Origin of the sequence: Halogranum rubrum (genome assembly GCF_900114455.1) — an archaeon.
In the GTDB taxonomy this organism is placed as follows: domain Archaea; phylum Halobacteriota; class Halobacteria; order Halobacteriales; family Haloferacaceae; genus Halogranum; species Halogranum rubrum.
The window spans coordinates 1149325-1165302 of record NZ_FOTC01000001.1 but is presented as its reverse complement, the minus strand read 5'-3'; the positions used below and the strand labels follow the sequence as shown (position 1 = coordinate 1165302).

The 15978-nt window shown below is 64.2% G+C and carries 18 protein-coding genes; 7 read left to right on the top strand and 11 right to left on the bottom strand.

Annotation, left to right across the window (positions count from 1 at the left end; translation table 11 throughout):
- The first annotated feature begins 100 nt into the window (after positions 1-100).
- Positions 101-754: an HAD family hydrolase gene (locus tag BM083_RS05665; protein WP_177197549.1), complete on the top strand. Its 654-nt coding sequence runs from the start codon at positions 101-103 to the stop codon at positions 752-754.
- Positions 755-759: 5 nt separating this feature from the next.
- Here the strand turns inward: BM083_RS05665 and BM083_RS05660 are convergent, their stop codons facing one another.
- The 3 genes from BM083_RS05660 to BM083_RS05650 all read right to left on the bottom strand — a co-directional run bounded on the left by BM083_RS05660 (position 760) and on the right by BM083_RS05650 (position 2827).
- A complete protein-coding gene (locus BM083_RS05660; RefSeq protein ID WP_089866892.1) occupies positions 760-1209 on the bottom strand; it encodes a desampylase in 450 nt (149 codons plus the stop codon).
- Positions 1196-1798 (bottom strand): NUDIX hydrolase, encoded by a 603-nt coding sequence (locus BM083_RS05655; protein WP_089866889.1) that lies wholly within the window; start codon positions 1796-1798, stop codon positions 1196-1198. The genes BM083_RS05660 and BM083_RS05655 overlap by 14 nt, the downstream gene beginning before the upstream one ends.
- 99 nt (positions 1799-1897) lie before the next feature.
- Positions 1898-2827, bottom strand: a complete 930-nt coding sequence (locus tag BM083_RS05650; protein WP_089866884.1) for a diacylglycerol/lipid kinase family protein — start codon at positions 2825-2827, stop codon at positions 1898-1900.
- Between the two features lie 52 nt (positions 2828-2879).
- Between BM083_RS05650 and BM083_RS05645 the strand changes: the two genes are divergently transcribed.
- Complete coding sequence (locus tag BM083_RS05645) at positions 2880-3557, top strand: PHP domain-containing protein (RefSeq protein WP_009375434.1); 678 nt, start codon at positions 2880-2882, stop codon at positions 3555-3557.
- Positions 3558-3652: 95 nt separating this feature from the next.
- Here BM083_RS05645 and BM083_RS05640 read toward each other — a convergent pair whose 3' ends face one another.
- Positions 3653-4603 (bottom strand): diacylglycerol/lipid kinase family protein, encoded by a 951-nt coding sequence (locus BM083_RS05640; RefSeq protein ID WP_089866881.1) that lies wholly within the window; start codon positions 4601-4603, stop codon positions 3653-3655.
- Between the two features lie 39 nt (positions 4604-4642).
- Complete coding sequence (locus BM083_RS05635; RefSeq protein WP_009375438.1) at positions 4643-5056, bottom strand: Lrp/AsnC family transcriptional regulator; 414 nt, start codon at positions 5054-5056, stop codon at positions 4643-4645.
- Positions 5057-5152: 96 nt separating this feature from the next.
- Here BM083_RS05635 and carA point away from each other — a divergent pair, with 96 nt between their 5' ends.
- Entirely contained in the window at positions 5153-6229 is a 1077-nt protein-coding gene (carA, locus tag BM083_RS05630) for a glutamine-hydrolyzing carbamoyl-phosphate synthase small subunit (RefSeq protein WP_089866878.1), read from the top strand.
- Positions 6230-6328: 99 nt separating this feature from the next.
- Here the strand turns inward: carA and BM083_RS05625 are convergent, their stop codons facing one another.
- The 3 genes from BM083_RS05625 to BM083_RS05615 all read right to left on the bottom strand — a co-directional run bounded on the left by BM083_RS05625 (position 6329) and on the right by BM083_RS05615 (position 8796).
- Entirely contained in the window at positions 6329-6709 is a 381-nt protein-coding gene (locus BM083_RS05625; protein WP_394327583.1) for a cupin domain-containing protein, read from the bottom strand.
- Between the two features lie 54 nt (positions 6710-6763).
- The gene (locus BM083_RS05620) at positions 6764-7897 is read right to left on the bottom strand and encodes a serine hydrolase domain-containing protein (protein ID WP_089866875.1); all 1134 of its coding nucleotides are present in this window, start codon (positions 7895-7897) and stop codon (positions 6764-6766) included.
- An 86-nt stretch (positions 7898-7983) separates the two neighbouring features.
- Positions 7984-8796: a CehA/McbA family metallohydrolase gene (locus BM083_RS05615; RefSeq protein WP_009375446.1), complete on the bottom strand. Its 813-nt coding sequence runs from the start codon at positions 8794-8796 to the stop codon at positions 7984-7986.
- Between the two features lie 114 nt (positions 8797-8910).
- On the opposite strand from BM083_RS05615, the gene BM083_RS05610 reads away from it, so the two are divergent.
- Positions 8911-10659 carry a Rieske (2Fe-2S) protein gene (locus tag BM083_RS05610; RefSeq protein ID WP_089866873.1) on the top strand — a complete coding sequence of 583 codons (1749 nt, stop codon included), beginning with the start codon at positions 8911-8913 and terminating at the stop codon, positions 10657-10659.
- Positions 10660-10684: 25 nt separating this feature from the next.
- On the opposite strand, the gene BM083_RS05605 is transcribed toward BM083_RS05610, so the two are convergent.
- Together BM083_RS05605 and BM083_RS05600 are read right to left on the bottom strand one after the other, a co-directional pair.
- On the bottom strand, positions 10685-11047 hold the full coding sequence (locus BM083_RS05605; protein ID WP_089866870.1) for a hypothetical protein: 363 nt from the start codon (positions 11045-11047) through the stop codon (positions 10685-10687).
- Between the two features lie 2 nt (positions 11048-11049).
- Positions 11050-11292, bottom strand: coding sequence for an amphi-Trp domain-containing protein (locus BM083_RS05600; protein WP_089866867.1), 243 nt, complete (start codon positions 11290-11292; stop codon positions 11050-11052).
- A gap of 151 nt (positions 11293-11443) precedes the next feature.
- On the opposite strand from BM083_RS05600, the gene BM083_RS05595 reads away from it, so the two are divergent.
- The 3 genes from BM083_RS05595 (at position 11444) to BM083_RS05585 (ending at position 15176) form a co-directional block, all read left to right on the top strand.
- The gene (locus BM083_RS05595) at positions 11444-12763 is read left to right on the top strand and encodes an NAD(P)/FAD-dependent oxidoreductase (RefSeq protein ID WP_089866864.1); all 1320 of its coding nucleotides are present in this window, start codon (positions 11444-11446) and stop codon (positions 12761-12763) included.
- 266 nt (positions 12764-13029) lie between these two features.
- Positions 13030-13695: a TetR/AcrR family transcriptional regulator gene (locus BM083_RS05590; protein WP_089866861.1), complete on the top strand. Its 666-nt coding sequence runs from the start codon at positions 13030-13032 to the stop codon at positions 13693-13695.
- Positions 13692-15176, top strand: coding sequence for an MATE family efflux transporter (locus BM083_RS05585; protein WP_089866858.1), 1485 nt, complete (start codon positions 13692-13694; stop codon positions 15174-15176). The genes BM083_RS05590 and BM083_RS05585 overlap by 4 nt, the downstream gene beginning before the upstream one ends.
- Positions 15177-15230: 54 nt before the next feature.
- Here BM083_RS05585 and BM083_RS05580 read toward each other — a convergent pair whose 3' ends face one another.
- Positions 15231-15776 (bottom strand): DUF6149 family protein, encoded by a 546-nt coding sequence (locus tag BM083_RS05580; RefSeq protein WP_049893936.1) that lies wholly within the window; start codon positions 15774-15776, stop codon positions 15231-15233.
- Positions 15777-15978 lie beyond the last annotated feature (202 nt).

Below are 15978 nucleotides of genomic sequence, written 5' to 3'. Positions count from 1 at the left end.
TTTCCGCTCTCTCCGGAAAGCCCTTTTCAACCCGGCTTGGCGTCTGTACCACCGTCACACAGCCACACTGCTTTTCGCACGTCGTCACGTCGGAGAGACAATGGCCGCCATCTACGTCGACCTCGACGGGACACTCTTGCAGTACGAGCGCTCGTTCGCCGACATCTTCGACGATGCGTGCGCTGCCGTCGGTATCGACGCTACCGACGAGTATCAGCAGTACCACCTCGAACGGTTCTTCGAGCGGTTCACCGCCTTCGACGACGACCCGTATCTCGCCGCCGCCCGCGACTTCTGTCGGGAGTACGGTCTCGACGTCGACCCGGCGGTGTTTCGCGACGCCCGAGTCGAGAAAGAACGAGCGGCGACGACAGTTGCACCGAACGTCTACGACGCACTCGACACGCTTTCGACAGACTACGCTCTCGGCGTTCTCTCGAACGGCGTCGGCTACGTCCAGCGGGGGAAGCTCGATGCACACGGCTTGACTGACCGCTTCGACGCTATCGTCGTCTCTCACGACGTGGGGGCGATGAAACCCGACAGTCGGCTCTTCGCTGTCGCCGAGGACCGACTGCCAGCCGACGAGCACGTCTACGTCGGCGACAGTGCCGAAGACGACATCGACGGCGCAGTCGACGCGGGGTGGGCTAGAACGGTCCACGTCGTCTCGGACACCGCCACCTGCAGTGAATGCCGTGCAGACCTGCACGTCACTCCCAGTGAGTTCGACCGTATCGGCGAGGTACTCTGAGTCGGCTACGCGGTGTCGGCGGCGTCGACGACGTCGAGTGCGTCGAAGCGCTCGCCGGTCCAGCGCCACGCGCGAACGGCGTCTTCTGTGGGCGAGACGATGCAGTAGACGTAGCCAGTCCACGTCGCCTGCGCTTCGTCGGCCGCACTCGGTCGTGCAGGCGTGTCTGGATGCGAGTGGTAGAAGCCGATGACATCTTTCCCCGTCTCTTCGATGGTCTCGATAGTCGCGAGCGTCTCCGCGGGGTCGAGTTCGTAGGCAACCCGCGGTGTGTCGGCGACGTTGGTGACGCGGTGTATCTCTGTGACCCGGTCTGCATCGTCATCGTCACCGATACCACGTTCCCCGGCCAGTATGCCACAGACCTCCCTGGGCCCGTCGCCGACGCCGGCACGCGCGTGAGAGAAGAGAGTGGCGCGAACCGTCGGAGGGACGACGAGTCTACTCGAAGTCACGGCGCATCGCGATCTCGAACCACGGACAGAGACGCAGTTGGCGGTACCACTTGGGGTGGTCGTGGAGGTGTTGGTAGTCCACCCAGAGTAGTCCGGCAATCTCCTCCTCGTCGGGGTCGAGCGTGGTGTCTTCGAGCGTCACCTTCAGCACTGCACAGACTTCCCACTCGACGCCGTCGTTCATGTAGTAGCGTTTGTACTCGAAGCGGTCGGTCAGTTCGACGTCGTCGTACTGGTCGGGCGTGATACCGAGTTCTTCTTCGAGACGCTGACGAGTCGCCTCCTCTTGGCTCTGGCCTTCGACGGGGTGAGACGCGACGGTACCGTCCCAGCAGGTGTCCCAGAGACGCTTCGAGGGGGCGCGCTGACCGAGGAGGAGACGCCCTTCCTCGTCGAAGACGAGACAGGTGAACGCACGGTGTCGAATACCGTCGCCGGTGTGGGCGTCGAGTCGGTTGACGAGTCCTTCTTCGTTGTCGTCGGGGTCGACGGCGATGACGTCCTGTCCGGCGTTCTTGTGGAGTTCCGCTGTCGCGGCGTCGTCCGAACCGACCTCCGATTCGGTCGACGAAGCGTCGTTCGTGCTCATGGAACACCCATTGGGTACGGGGGTCAAGGACTCTTCGATGCGAACCCACAGCCAGCCAGCAAGTCGTGAGTCGTCACTCCGTCGTCGACTGTCGGTGGTTCACGCGAGTTCGTCCGGCACCGGCGTGTACGTCGGTCCGACCAGAAACCGCATCGCGCCCTGCCGTGACGACGCTTCCAAGTGCCGACGCTCGACCATCTCGCCGTCGAGACTGAACTGCCGTGGTTTCGAAGCGTCGACGACGAGGTTCGGGACTTTCACGCGCGTCAAGTGCGTTCCGTCTCTCCCAAGGAGTCGGTCTGCGGCCCCCTTCGAGAGGTAGTCTATCGTGGGCACGCGCTCGATGATGACGACGTTCAGTAGTCCGTCTTCGATGTTGGCCTGTCGCTGTTGCTCGCCCGGAAACCGTCGGCCGTTACCGACGAGCAGCATGACAGCCTCGCCCTGCCAAACCGGGTCGCGGTTTGGACCGGCGCGGACGTCGAGTTGGAGCCCCTCGAACTGGCGCGTGTGTTGCATCGTCGAGAGAACGTAGGCGACGATACCGAGTCGCTTCTTCAGGTCAGGGTTCGTTCTGGCGCTGGCCTCTGCAGTCAACCCGCAGACACAGGAGTTGAGAAACGGTCGAGTGGGGTCGGTCGTCTCGTCACCGTTCGCCGTCTGGACCATCCCGACGTCGAGGCGACGCTCCCGCCCGGATTCGATGACGTCGAAGGCCTGTTCGACACCCGTGATGCCGACGTTGTCGGCGAAGTCGTTACCCGTCCCGGCAGGGACGACACCGAGACACGTCTCGTCGAGGCAGTCGGCCTCGTCGACGCCGCGGACGACTTCGTTGAGCGTGCCGTCGCCGCCGCAGGCGACGACGAGTACTGCGCCCGCTTCGGCCGCCTCACGGGCGAGCGTCAGCGTGTTCCCGGGGGCAGTGCTGTCGCGGACGTCGAACCCGCGTCTCGTCGCTAGTTCTTTCGCCCGTACGCTCTGCCGTCTGTCTCCACTGTGAGGATTACGCACGAGAACCCGGGTCATGGCGGCCAAACCGGGGGGAAGAACAAAGGCCTGTCGACGAGTCTGCCGAGATGTGTACGCCGTCGACCTTCACAGTCACAGTCGCTTCTTCCACGGTTGGCCGGGACGAGCGACGCGCTACGACGCGTTCGGCCTGAAACTCAACACGATCGCAGCACGAGTCCGCGGACTCGATGCGCTCGCCGTGACGAACCACGACTACACGTACTCGGCCGAGACCCGGTTCCCGACGATTCCGGGTATCGAGGTGTCGTCCAGCGACGGCCACATCCTCGTCGTCGGCCCGAACCCACCGAGTCGAACCGAGGTGAACCAACTCTCTGCGGCCGAGACGGTCGACCTCGCCCACGACCGTCAGTGTGCGGCTATCCTCGCACATCCGTACCGAAACAGTAACGCTCGCAACGCCGACGCCGACTTCGACGCCATCGAGATAAACGGGAAGAATCCCGAGCACATCGCTCAGACGAAGGAACTCGCCAAGCGACTCGACCTCCCGCTCGTCGGCGGTAGCGACGCGCACTACCTCGTCGAAGTCGGCCGCGCCTACACGAGAATCGACGCGGACGAACTCACCCCGGCCGCCATCGCGACGGCGATTCGAGACGGCCGCGTCACGGCCGTCACCAAGTTCGGCCCGCTGGACCGCGCCATCGACCGCGCCTACACCCGACTCCACACGGAGAAACAGTGGATGGAGTCCGACGGGCCGGAACTGGCAGAGCGGTAGTCTCGTCCTCGTACGCTACGGTCGACACACGCTTCTTGTTCGACGTTCCACGAGCGGGAGTCTCGAAACGCACGCGGAGAAACCGATGAGTTCGGCTACTCGGGATTTGGTTCGTAGTCTTCGCCGACGAAGATGTCGAGCGCGCCTTCGCGTGTCTCGGCAACGAGCGTGTCCGCGGTGACCATCTCGCCGTCGAGACTGAACTGGACCCGCTCGTCCAATACCGTCATCGATAGCGACGGTGTCTGGAATCGAGTGATGTTGGCGGTATCGCCGCCGAAGACGCGTTGGACGGCCGCCTCGCCGGCGAGACTGACCGTCGGTTTGTCCTCGACGATGGTCACGTCGAGCAGGCCGTCCTCCATGTTCGCCTGTGTTCGCCCCTCGACCGGGAAGCGACGGCCGTTGCCGACCAGTGCGAAGATGGCGTCACCTTCCCACGTCTCGTCGCCCGCCGTCTCGACGCGCAGTGGCATCCCGTCGTAGTCCGAAATCGTCTGGAGCGTGGTGACGACGTACGCGAGGACACCGAACCGGTCTTTGGAGTCGGGTGTCGTCGCGGCGCTCGCTTCTGCGGTGAGTCCACCGATACAGGAGTTGACGAAGGGTTGAGACGGCCCGTCGGGGACAGAGACGACGCCGAGGTCGATACGACGGCTCTCCCCCGAGTCGATGACTTCGAACGCGTGTTCGATGTTCTCGATACCGATGTTTCCAGCGAAGTTGTTGCCGGTCCCGGCCGGGACGACGGCGAGAGTCACGTCGCCGAGGGCGTCCGCCTCGACGAGACCGCGGACGACTTCGTTGACGGTGCCGTCGCCGCCACAGGCCGCGACGACTGTCGCACCGTCACGGGCAGCCTCGGCGGCGAACTCGATGGCGTCACCCTCGTCTTCGGTCTCCAGAATCGAGAACCCGTGGTCGACTGCCAAGTCACGTGCGCGTGTCGCGTGTGAGCTGTTGCCGCTCACCGGGTTGAGAATAAGCACTCGGTCGCTGTACGCCGGGTGCCCACCGTCTACACGTGGCTGACGCTCTATAGACATCGAGTAACTATCCGTCTCAGCAAGAGAAAACCCTGCTGGCTAGCCGAGGCGCTCGTCCAGAATCAACCGCGTCTTCGTCCGCTTGACCTCCTCTAACTCGCGGGCTTGGGTGATGAGTTCGTTGACGCCGCGGGTGTCCGCACAGTCCACCACGAGCACGATGTCCTCCTCGCCGCTCACCTGCCACGCGAAGTCGACCTCTTCCCACTCGGCCATCACGTCGCAGACGGCAGTCGTGTCCACGTCGACGGCGACGGACACCTCTATCATCGCTTTGACGTTCCCCGTTCGAGTCGAGACGGTGAACCGCTCGATGACACCGTCCGTCGTGAGCCGTTCGACCCGGTTTCGGACCGTCCCTTCGGACGTACCGACACGCTCTGCAATCTCCGTATACGGCGTTCTCGCGTCTCGCCGGAGGATCTTCAGGATTCGTCGGTCGAGGTCGTCCATACACGACCCTGTAGAGCGACACGCATAGAGATTACGAAATTCGTAACTCAGCTACGAAAGTAACACTTATGGGGGCGCTTCGATATGTTTCTCGTAATGTCGGACGCCTACATCGCACTGGCAGACGGCCGCGTCGTCGAGGCGCGTGGCCGTGTTCCGGGGCGTACACGTGGCGAACTGGTCTTCACAACAGCCTACACGGGCTACGAAGAGAGTCTGACCGATCCCTCGTACGAGGAACAGGTCTTGACGTTCTCGTACCCGCTCATCGGAAACTACGGCGTCCGAGACGAGCGATTCGAGTCCGACCGCGTGCATCCGCGTGCGGCCGTCGCTCGCGAGTTCACGGAGGACGTCGTCGAGTGGCTGGCGAGCGAAGACGTACCCGCCATCGACCACATCGACACGCGTGACCTCGTCACCTCGATTCGTGAGGAGGGCGCGATGAAGTGTGGTATCGCCGTCGGTGACGACGTGACACCCGAAGACGCCCGCGAGGAACTCGCGAAGTGTAAGGGGATGAGCGAACACGTCGACATCGGCAAACAGGTCAGCGTCGACGAACCCGAACTGCACGAAGGCGGTGGCGTCACCGACGTCGCACTCGTCGACTGTGGGGCGAAGGGCTCTATCGTCTCCTCGCTGACCGACCGCGGGGCGAACGTCCACGTGCTCCCCTACGACACCTCCGTTTCGGACATCGAGGCGCTCGAACCGGACGTGCTGTTCATCTCGAACGGCCCAGGTGACCCAGCGAACTTCGAGCAGGCGGCGACGCTCGTCGAAGCGTTCGCTGGCGAGGTTCCCATCGCAGGCATCTGTCTCGGACAACAGGTCGTCGCTCGCGCACTCGGCGGCACCACCGAGAAGATGGCCTTCGGTCACCGCGGCGTCAACCAACCTGTCATCGACGTCGAGACGGGTAAAGTCGTCATGACGACGCAGAATCACGGCTACACCGTCGCCGAACCCGGCGACCAACTGGACGTCACCCAGCGTAACGTCAACGACGACACCGCCGAAGGACTGGCGAACGACGAACTGAACGTCATCACCCGCCAGTATCACCCCGAGGCGAACCCCGGTCCACACGACACGCTCGGCTTCTTCGACGAGGTGCTGGGGATGGTCGACCACGACGACACCCAGCGCAGAGCCGTCGCCGACGACTAAGAATCGGCCCCTCTCCCGCTGACGGCATCGACTGACCACCCGGCGCACCACACCACCGCCCTCCGTACGTCACCGTCCGAGCGACTGCGTTCTCTCGCTCTACAACCGTTCGACGTCGGCCGTCCGCTCGCTCTCGACGTTCCCCGTGTTTCGCGTCTCAGCCGGTTCGAAGAGCAGGACGTCCGCCGTCGGCAGCGCGACTGGTCGGTGTTCGACGCCGCGCGGGACGACGACGAACTCGCCTGCGTCGAGGTGGACGTCGTCTCTGTCTCGGAGTTCGATGCGGAGTTCTCCGTCGACGACGAAGAACAGTTCGTCCGCGTCGTCGTGGTGGTGCCACACGAACTCGTCCTCCAACTTGGCGAACTTCAGTTCCTGCCCGTTGAGTTCGGCGGCGAGTCGCGGCGACCACGTCTCGTCGAAGGAGTCGAACCCCTCGGCGACGTTGACGGCCTCGATGTCCGGAGTCTCGTCGGTCATACAGACTCGTTCGACTGCGACGGACCAAAACTCTCGCGTCCCGGAGACCCGAACTCACTCCGCGAGGAGCAACTGCACCGCGTCCGACAGCGCGTTCACGCGGGCGGCGTGCTCGTACGACTCCTCACGGATACCGTTCGTCACGTAGGCGAATCCGACGTTCTGCTCGGCGTCACCCCACCCGAAGATACTCCCGAGTCCGGCGTGGCCGAACTGCTGTTCGCGGCTGACTGTCCCGAACATGTCGTTCGGCAGTCCGCCGGTCCAGAAGCCGAGTGCGTAGCGAGCGGGCCGCGAGAGCGTTCCGTCCGAATCCGTCTCGGCGTGTGTCTGTGTCGCCGTCTCGACGGTCGATTCCTCTAACAGCCGCGTCCCGTCGAGTTCGCCGCCGTCGGCGAGACAGGCGTAGAAGCGCGCCATGTCGCGGGCCGTGCCGATGCCGTTCGCGGCGGGGATGACCGCGCGTTTGACCGCCTCGTCGTTGAACGCCGCTGCGGAGTCGGCGGCGGGAATCCCCAACCCTTCGCCGACGTCCCGACAGCGGTCGAACTCTTCGAACCCGCTCAACGTGGCGACGTCGTCGGTGTCGCCGTCGCGGAGGCCGATAGACGTGTCGTCCATCCCTAACGGCTCGAAGACGTTCGCGGCGACGTAGTCCTCGATACGCTCGCCGCTCACCCGGCGGACGAGTTCGCCCACCAGCCACCCGAAGTTGAACGTGTGGTAGGCCGGTTGTTCGCCCGGTTCGTAGACGGGGTCGATGTCCTCCATCGCCTCGACGGCGGCCTCCCAGTCGCCCCACTCCTCGGCACGTTCGTCGAACTCGCCGTAGGGAACCCCTGCCGTGTGGCCGAGCACCTGTCGAACGGTTATCTCGGCCTTCTGGCTCCCCTCGTCTGCGAACTCGGGCCAGTGGTCGACCACCGGGTCGTCGTAGCCGAGTTCACCCGTCTCGACGAGTTGGTGGAGTGCGACGGCGGCGAACGGTTTGGTACACGAAAAGAGGAGATGTCGCGTCTCGGACGTCGTCTCCGTACCCTCTGGCCCAGTGACACCACCGGCGAAGTCGACGACGAGTTCCCCGTCGACGTAGACGGCCAACTGCGCGCCGTGGTGGAGTCCGACGGCGAGATGTCGTTCGAAGGCTCCTTCGAGTCGCCGCCGCTTCGCCTCGTCGAATCGTGTCATATCACTAACTTTCGTGGCAGTCGCTTAACGATATGGTTGCAGGCGAGAGAGATGGGCGGGCAGTGGAGACGAGAGAGAAAGGACGGCTACCGCGATAGCGGCGACAGGCGGTAGAGGGCGCGTGCCCCGCGGAGCGCCCCCGTCTTGGCGAACCGGCCACCCTGCAACGCACCGAGTTTCGCGTAGGAGGCGCTCTTGAGCGCACCGACCTTCGCGTAGTAGCCACTCTTGCGCGCCGCGCCGATACCGTAGTGTTTGGTGGAGGCGGCGAAGGGGGTCCGTCGACCCTGCACCTGCGTGTCGCCGTCGCGGATGGCCTCCAGAATCATGTCGGCGTCGACGTTCGCGCGGTGCGTGTCCTCGAAGGTTATCTCCGTGTAGGCGCGGCCGACGAACTGGAGGTGGTGAGCGTCGCTGGCGGCGACGCCAGGGTAGCCGTTCTCGGCGGCAAACTTCCGCGAGCGACGGTTCTTGTACCCGGTGAAGAGCCACGAGTTGTACGTCTCGATGGCGTCACAGTCGGTGAGATACCGCTTTCGGACGCCGTGGCGACTCCGCTGGAAGGGATGCGGCACGATAGCGACGCCGCCGTGGTCGCGGACCCACTGGACCGTCTGGTCCATCGGCTGTCGCCGAGGTGGCATCTCCTCGACGCCGATAGCGAGGAGGTGGCCGTGGGCGGTGGACACCTCGACGCCGGGGATGCCGATGAGGCCGTAGAGCGGGGCCAGTTCGGCGGCGCGGAGGGACTCGTGGAGGACGTCGTGGTCCGTGATAACGACCGCGTCCAGTCCGATTTCGGCCGCCTGCTCCAAGATGAGTTCGATGGAGTCGTGGCCGTCGTAGGAGGCGTCGGAGTGGACGTGCGGGTCGATCCGGACGGTCAATTCGTCGGGCACGTTCGACGGTACTTTGGACTCGAAACCTAAAAGTATGGCTCCCCGACCTTCCCGAACTCTTACAGAAAAACCCTCCAGCGAACGGTTTTGTCGCACCGGGTGGTAGCATGTCTCATGAGTGTCCCAGCCGACGGATACGTCGAAGCGGTCCCGCTCTCGGACCTCCGAGCAGAGGGTCGAAAACTCGTCACGCTCGACGGTGCGCACGTCGCCCTCTTCTACCACGAAGGCGAGGTCCGCGCCGTCGACAACCGCTGTCCGCACATGGGCTTTCCACTGACCGAAGGCAGTGTCGACGACGGGATTCTAACGTGTCACTGGCACCACGCGCGGTTCGAACTCTCCTGTGGCGACACGTTCGACCCCTGGGCCGACGACGTACAGGCCTACCCGGTCGAAGTCGACGACGAGAACGACACGGTCTACGTGGACCCGCACCCGGACCCCGACGAACCGCCCGCCGAGCGTTGGGCGACCCGACTCGAACGCGGCCTCGAACAGAACCTCCGACTCGTCACCGCCAAGGCCGCAATCGGCCTCGTCGACGCCGACGTCGACCCGGCCGAGCAGGTGAAGACGGGCGTCCTGTTCGGGACGCGCTACCGCGAGGGCGGGTGGAGTTCCGGACTCACTATCCTAACCCTACTGGCGAACGTCCTGCCGGACCTCCGCGACGAGGACCGAAAGCGCGCGCTGTATCAGGGGAACGTCCACGTCGCGATGGACTGTGCGGACCAGCCACCGAAGTTCGACCAGACGGCCTTCGACGCACGTGAGCTCTCGCCCGAACGTCTCGAATCGTGGTTCCGCGACACTATCGAAGTTCGAGACCCCGACGGCGCAGAGCGCTGTCTGCGGACCGCCGTCGCCGAAGGCTGCTCGCAGTCCGAGTTGGTGGGGATGCTCGCCGCCGCCGCGACCGACCACCGGTATCTGAACACCGGCCACACGATGGACTTCGTCAACAAAGCCTGCGAAGCGCTCGATATCGTCGGGTGGGAACACGCCGAACACGTCCTCCCCAGTCTGGTCGAAGGACTCGCCACTGCCGAGAGAGCAGAAGAGCGCTCCTCGTGGCGACAACCCGTCGACCTCGCCGCACGCCTCGACGAGACGTTCGAGCGCCTCGACGAGTTGGTCGAGTCGGGTGCAGGGTCGACGTGGCAGACGCCAGCGAACTTCACCGACACGCTCCACAGCGACGACCCCGAAGTCGTCGTCGGAGCGCTCGAAGACGCCATCTCCGAGGGAGCAACCGTCGAGGAACTCGCTGCGGCCGTCGCGTTCGCCGCCGGAAAACGAGTCGCGCAGTTCGCTACGGCCAACGAGTTCTCCGACTGGAACACGGTGCACCACACGTTCACCTACGCCAACGCCGTCCACCAACTGAGCCAACGGACGGAGTCCAGAGAACTCTACCGCGGGGTGTTCGACGCCGCCGTCAACGTCTACCTCGACCGCTTCCTCAACACGCCACCGGCCCCGATTCCGGACGAGGGCGACGCCGACGCGAACCCCGAAGAACTCCTCGGGAGCCTGTTAGAGGCGTTCGACACCGAAGGCCGGGTCAACGAGGCCGGACGACTCGCGGCGCACTACCTCGACGCCGGCGGCGACCCGGCCCGTCTCCGTCAGCGACTCGGTGAGGGTCTGCTCCGCGAGGACGCCGGCTTCCACACCTATCAGGCGCTCGAAGCGGGATTCGCGCAGTACGACGAGCGAGAGGACAGAGAGGAGCGGCGGACGCTACTCGTCGCCGTCGCTCGGTACTTGGCGGCGCACTTCCCGACGCGACGGGAGCGAGAACAGACGTTCACCATCGCTGCTCGGTTACAGCGCGGCGAGAAAATTCACGAGGCGTAGGTTCGGTCGGGCGTCGACTCGACCCTCAGGCACCCGGAATCCCGAGTGCCCCCGGGCCGACGATGCCAACGAGACTCAACACGAAGAGGACGACGACGGCCGCCAGCCACGCGACGATGCCGACGCCCGCGGCCGCGACCCACCCGCCGGGGTAGCGCCAGTTGATGACGCCGACCCAAACGATGAGCATCAGGAGCGGTCCGACGAGCGGAATCCAGCCGACGAAGAAGCTCATGACAGCCCAGACGAGCGCGCCGATAGCCGCCGTGACGAACGCGTAGCCGAAACTCGCCGAGTCGTCGATGACGAGACGTGCGCCGGCGGTGATACCGAGTCCACCGATGAGCAGACTGATGAACGCGATGACGATGGAGTCAACGAGCGCCATGGTTACTTCTGAGCCTTCCAGTTGACGTCCAGTTCGAGTGACTCCTTGTTACCGCGGAGAATCGAAGAGCGCTCGATGACTTCGATTTCGCTCTTGACCGTGTCCGGCGGGTGGAGTTGGACGGTCTTGTTTCCGACGGAGATGTCCATCTCGCCGTCTTTCTCGAACTCGTCGGCGAGCGTCCGAAGGTAGTCTGCGAACTCCTCGCGGTTCATCTTCGACTTGTGTTCGGTCGAATCGGCCATATCTGTTGTATAGGTAGGATTTCCGCAAAAGCCTGCGGGCCGTTTTGCCGTCGTCGATGCCGGTACACATCGATACGGAGTGGGTAGGCGAACGGACCTTCTCGGGGCGTCTTCCACAAGCGACTTACACGGTGGTTGTGCAGTTCTCTACATGATAGCAGTCGTCGGCGGAGGCATCGCCGGACTCGCCGCCGCCTACCGCCTCCAACAACGTGGCCACGAGGTTCAGGTGTTCGAGGCGACCGACGAGGTCGGTGGACTCGCCGCGCTCTACGAGACGCCCGGAGACCCCATCGAGAAGTTCTACCACCACCTCTCGAAGTCCGAAGAGACCATCGTCGAGTTGGCCGACGAACTCGGTGTCGGACACCGACTGGAGTGGCTCATCGGCAAGAACGCCTACTACGTCGACGGCGTGGTTCATCCGCTCGACACGCTCCCGCAGATTGCGGCCTATCCGCACATGAGCTTCTACGACAAGTTCCGCCTCGGGATGCTCACCCAGGAGATAGACGTCCGTAGCGGCATCCCGAAGTTCGACACCTACGAGAACCTCGAAGACTTCGAGCACGTCCCCATCAAGCAGTTCCTGCTCGACCACACGACGCGCGGCGTCTACGAGAACTTCTTCGAACCCTTACTCCGCGCGAAGTTCGGGAGTCGCATGGACGACGTGAGCGCGGCGTGGTTGCTCGGGCGCATCAAGTTCCGCGGCGAGCGTGACCTGCTCCGCGGTGAGTACCTCGGCTACTTCGACGGCGGGTTCGCACCGTTCCTCGACGCCCTCGTCGACGCCGTCGGCCGCGAGAACATCACGACCGGCGCGCGCGTACAGGAAGTCGGCGTCGACGACGACACAGTCTCCTCGGTCACCGTCGAGACGGCGGACGGCGAGACGACCCACGACACCGACAGCGTCGTCGTCGCGGCGATGCCAAACGTGTTAGAGGACCTCGTCGGCTACGAGTGCGACATCGACTTTCAGGGGGCAGTGTGCGCCGTCGTCACGATGGACGAACAGTTGACGGATACCTACTGGCTCAACATCGGCCACGAGGCACCGTTCGGCGCGCTCATCGAGCACACCAACTTCGTACCGCCGGAGCGCTACGGCGGCCAACATCTCCTCTACGTCGCCAGCTACATCCAGGACTACGACGAGTGGCTCTGGCAGGCCGACGACGACGAAGTGGAGGAGAAGTGGCTCGACCACATCGGCGAGATGTTTCCCGAGTTCGACCGCTCGGCGGTGCAGGAGGTTCGCATCGCACGGAACCCGCGCGCCGCGCCGGTCTACGAACGGGGTTACCTCGACCTCGTGGTTCCCTACGACTTGGGCGACGACGTCGCCGAGGGTGTCTACTACGCCGGCATGGCGAGTCGCGCCCAGTACCCAGAACGGAGTCTGAACGGCGGTATCGTCGCCGGGTACGAGTGTGCCGACCGAATCGCGAAGAAGAAACAGAACTAGCTGCTACTGCCGTCCATCTTGGTGCGGCTCTTTCTCCTTCTGTACGCCGGGGCGACGAGTGCCGTGTCCACTGTCGTCCGTAGCCAAAGGAGTAGACGAGCGTAACCGTCCCAGCATCACGGCGAGTGTCCTCTTCAGCGCGAACAGACCGACGAGGAACGTGAATACGACGTTTTCGCCCGTATCGTGTGAGCAATCGTAGCCGACAGCGACCAGTCCCTCCGAACCGAAATACCCTTATCGCATCCTGACTGACTAGTCAGTTAGTGACCAGCGAATCAGTCCCCACCGACGACAACCTCCCCGAGGCGCATCAATCGATAATGCGCGCGACGTACCGCGCGCTCTGTAACCACGGCTTCGCCGAGATGACGATGCAGGACATCGCCGACGAAGCCGACAAGAGCACCGCCGTCTTGCACTACCACTACGACACGAAGGAGAACCTGCTCGTAGAGTTCCTCGCCTACATGCTCACCCGCCTCGACGAGCAAATCGCCGAGATGGAGGGCGCGTCCGCGACGGAACGCCTCCAGTGTCTCTTCAGGCGACTGAGCCCCGACGAGGGCGACGCGGACCGCGAACAGTTCTACCGCGCGCTCCTCGAACTCCGCGCGCAGGCACCCTACCGCGAGGCCTACCGCGAACAGCTTCGGGCGAACAAGGCCTCGATTCAACAGATGGTCGCCGACATCGTTCGCAACGGTATCGAGACGGGCGAGTTCCGCCCCGTCGACCCGGAGCAGACCGCCCGACTCGTGCTCGCCGCCCTCGACGGTGCGCGGGGGGCGGCCATCGCCCTCGGCGACGAGGAGGACCCGAGAGCGGTCCGCGAGGGACTGAACGAGTTCGTCCTCGACAGTCTCCGACGTGAGAACGGCGAGAACGGCGAGAATGGCGAGAGCGGAGACGACACGGAGGTCGAAGAATGAGCGCCCCCAGGCGCGACGTGAACCTCACCGACGGCGACCTGCTGAAGCCGATGTTGGTGCTCTCGCTGCCCATCGTCCTCTCGCAACTCATGCAGGTCGGCTACAACCTCGCCGACACCTTCTGGGTCGGTCGTGTGGGGTCGGAAGCCGTGAGCGCGCTCTCCTTTTCGTGGCCTATCGTCTTCTTGATGATCTCTATCGGTGGCGGGTTCACCGTCGCCGGGACGGTGCTCGTCGCCCAGAACAAGGGTGCGGGCAACCACGACGAAGTCGACCACGTCGCCGGCCAGACCATCGGGTTCGTCGTCCTCGTCTCGGTAGTCTTCTCGGCCATCGGCTACCTGCTGACGCCGCTGCTCCTCCCGCTCATCGGGACGACGCCCGGCACGGAGATTCACGCCATCGCCGTCGACTACACGCGGACCATCTTCCTCGGCGTCTACTTCATGTTCGGCTTCTTCATGTTTCAGGCGCTCCTGCGCGGGTGGGGCGACACGAAGACGCCGATGTACCTCATGGCGTTCGGCGTCGTCATCAACGTCGTCTTAGACCCGTTCTTGATTCTCGGGTTCACCGGCAACCCCCTCTTCGGTCTCTTCGGTCTCGAAGGGCTCCAGTCGTCGCTGTTCGCCGCGACCGGATTCGCCGGGTTCGGCGTCCAAGGTGCGGCTATCGCCACCGTTTTCTCTCGCGGTGTCGGCGCGCTCGTCGGGATGTATCTCCTCTTCTCGGGCCGCGTCGGTATCCACCTCTCGCCGCGCGACCTGATTCCGGAACGCGAGACGGTCGAGAGAATCGTCCGCATCGGCGCGCCGTCGAGCGTCGAGCAGTCGACACGTGCACTGGGCATCACCGTCCTGACCGCAATCGTCGCGTTCGCGGGAGCCCAAGCCGTCGGCGTCGACACCGAAGCGGCCGTCGCGGCGTTCGGTATCGGGAGTCGACTGAACTCGCTCGTCTTCCTCCCCGCTATCGGCTTGGCGCAGGGGACGTCCACCGTCGTCGGGCAGAACCTCGGTGCGAACCAACCGGACCGCGCGAAGCGGGCCGTCCTCGCGAGTTCGGGGCTCATCACCGCGGCGCTCGTCGGTGTGAGTGCCGTCGCCTATCTGTTCGCCCGGCCCATCGTCGCGGTGTTCATCCCCGGCGAGGAAGCCGTCATCTCGGTCGGCGTCGACTACCTCCGCATCATCGCGCCGACGTTCGCCTTCCTCGGCGTGTTCAACGTCGTCAACGGCGGGTTCCGTGGCAGTGGGTCGACACGGACGGCGATGGGCTTCTCGCTCGTCTCGCTGTGGGTGCTCCGCATCCCGGCAGCGCTCGTCCTCATCACGCAGTTCGGGATGGGGCCGACCGGCGTCTGGTGGGGCATCGCCTTCTCGAACGTCGCCGTCGCGGTTCTGGCGTTCCTGTGGTTCCTCCGCGGGACGTGGCAGAACAACGTCATCGACACGCCGAGACCGGCACCCGCAGACGACTGAGAAAAGCGCGTTCGTCTGTCTTCGCGACGTCGCTTACCGTTACACCGTTTACCGCTATGCCGCTTCTTCCGGGTCCGCGCCGCCGCGCGTAATCTCCCCGCTGTCGTCTTCGACGTAGACGTCGTCGGCGAATCCGCCTTGGGCGTGGGGGTGCTCCGGGTCGTCGAGTTTTTCGAGCGTCGGCGGTGCCGACGGAATCTCGCGGTTCCGGAAGTCACCGAGCGGGTCGTCGATGGTGATGTCGTGCTTCTGGAAGAAGGGTTCGTAGCGTTCGTAGTGTTCTTCGAGTTCGTCGACGGGGAACTCCATCATCTCCGTCCAGCCGTGGTTGTAGAAGTCGAAGTTGGCCTGGATGTGCGTAATCTCTCGGGCCTGTGCTTCGGTGAAGCCTGCCTTGAGCGCCGAGACGTAGGTGTCGAACGTGCAGTCGAAGAACGCCTCCATGTGCGGTTCGCGCTCCTCACGGTGACCGGGTGCGGCTTTCTCGCCGAAGACGCGAACGTGGAGGTCGACGAGTTTCTCGGTGACCTTCTCGCCGACGACGGGCGCGGTCAGCGCGTTCTTGAACGCGAAATGTCGAACGTTCTGGCGGAGTTTCATACGCTGCGCTAGGGATTCCGTCGTCTTGAAAGCCACGCTACCGGCCGTCTCGCGGAGTCGACGAGACAATCGTCACCGACTGAGATACAGAGACGACGGGAAGATACGGACGACATCGTGGACCGCTCTCACGGCTGTTCTTTCCCCTTATACACCTTCCAGACGAAGAATGGTGAAGATAGCAACCCACATTAACCCCGGA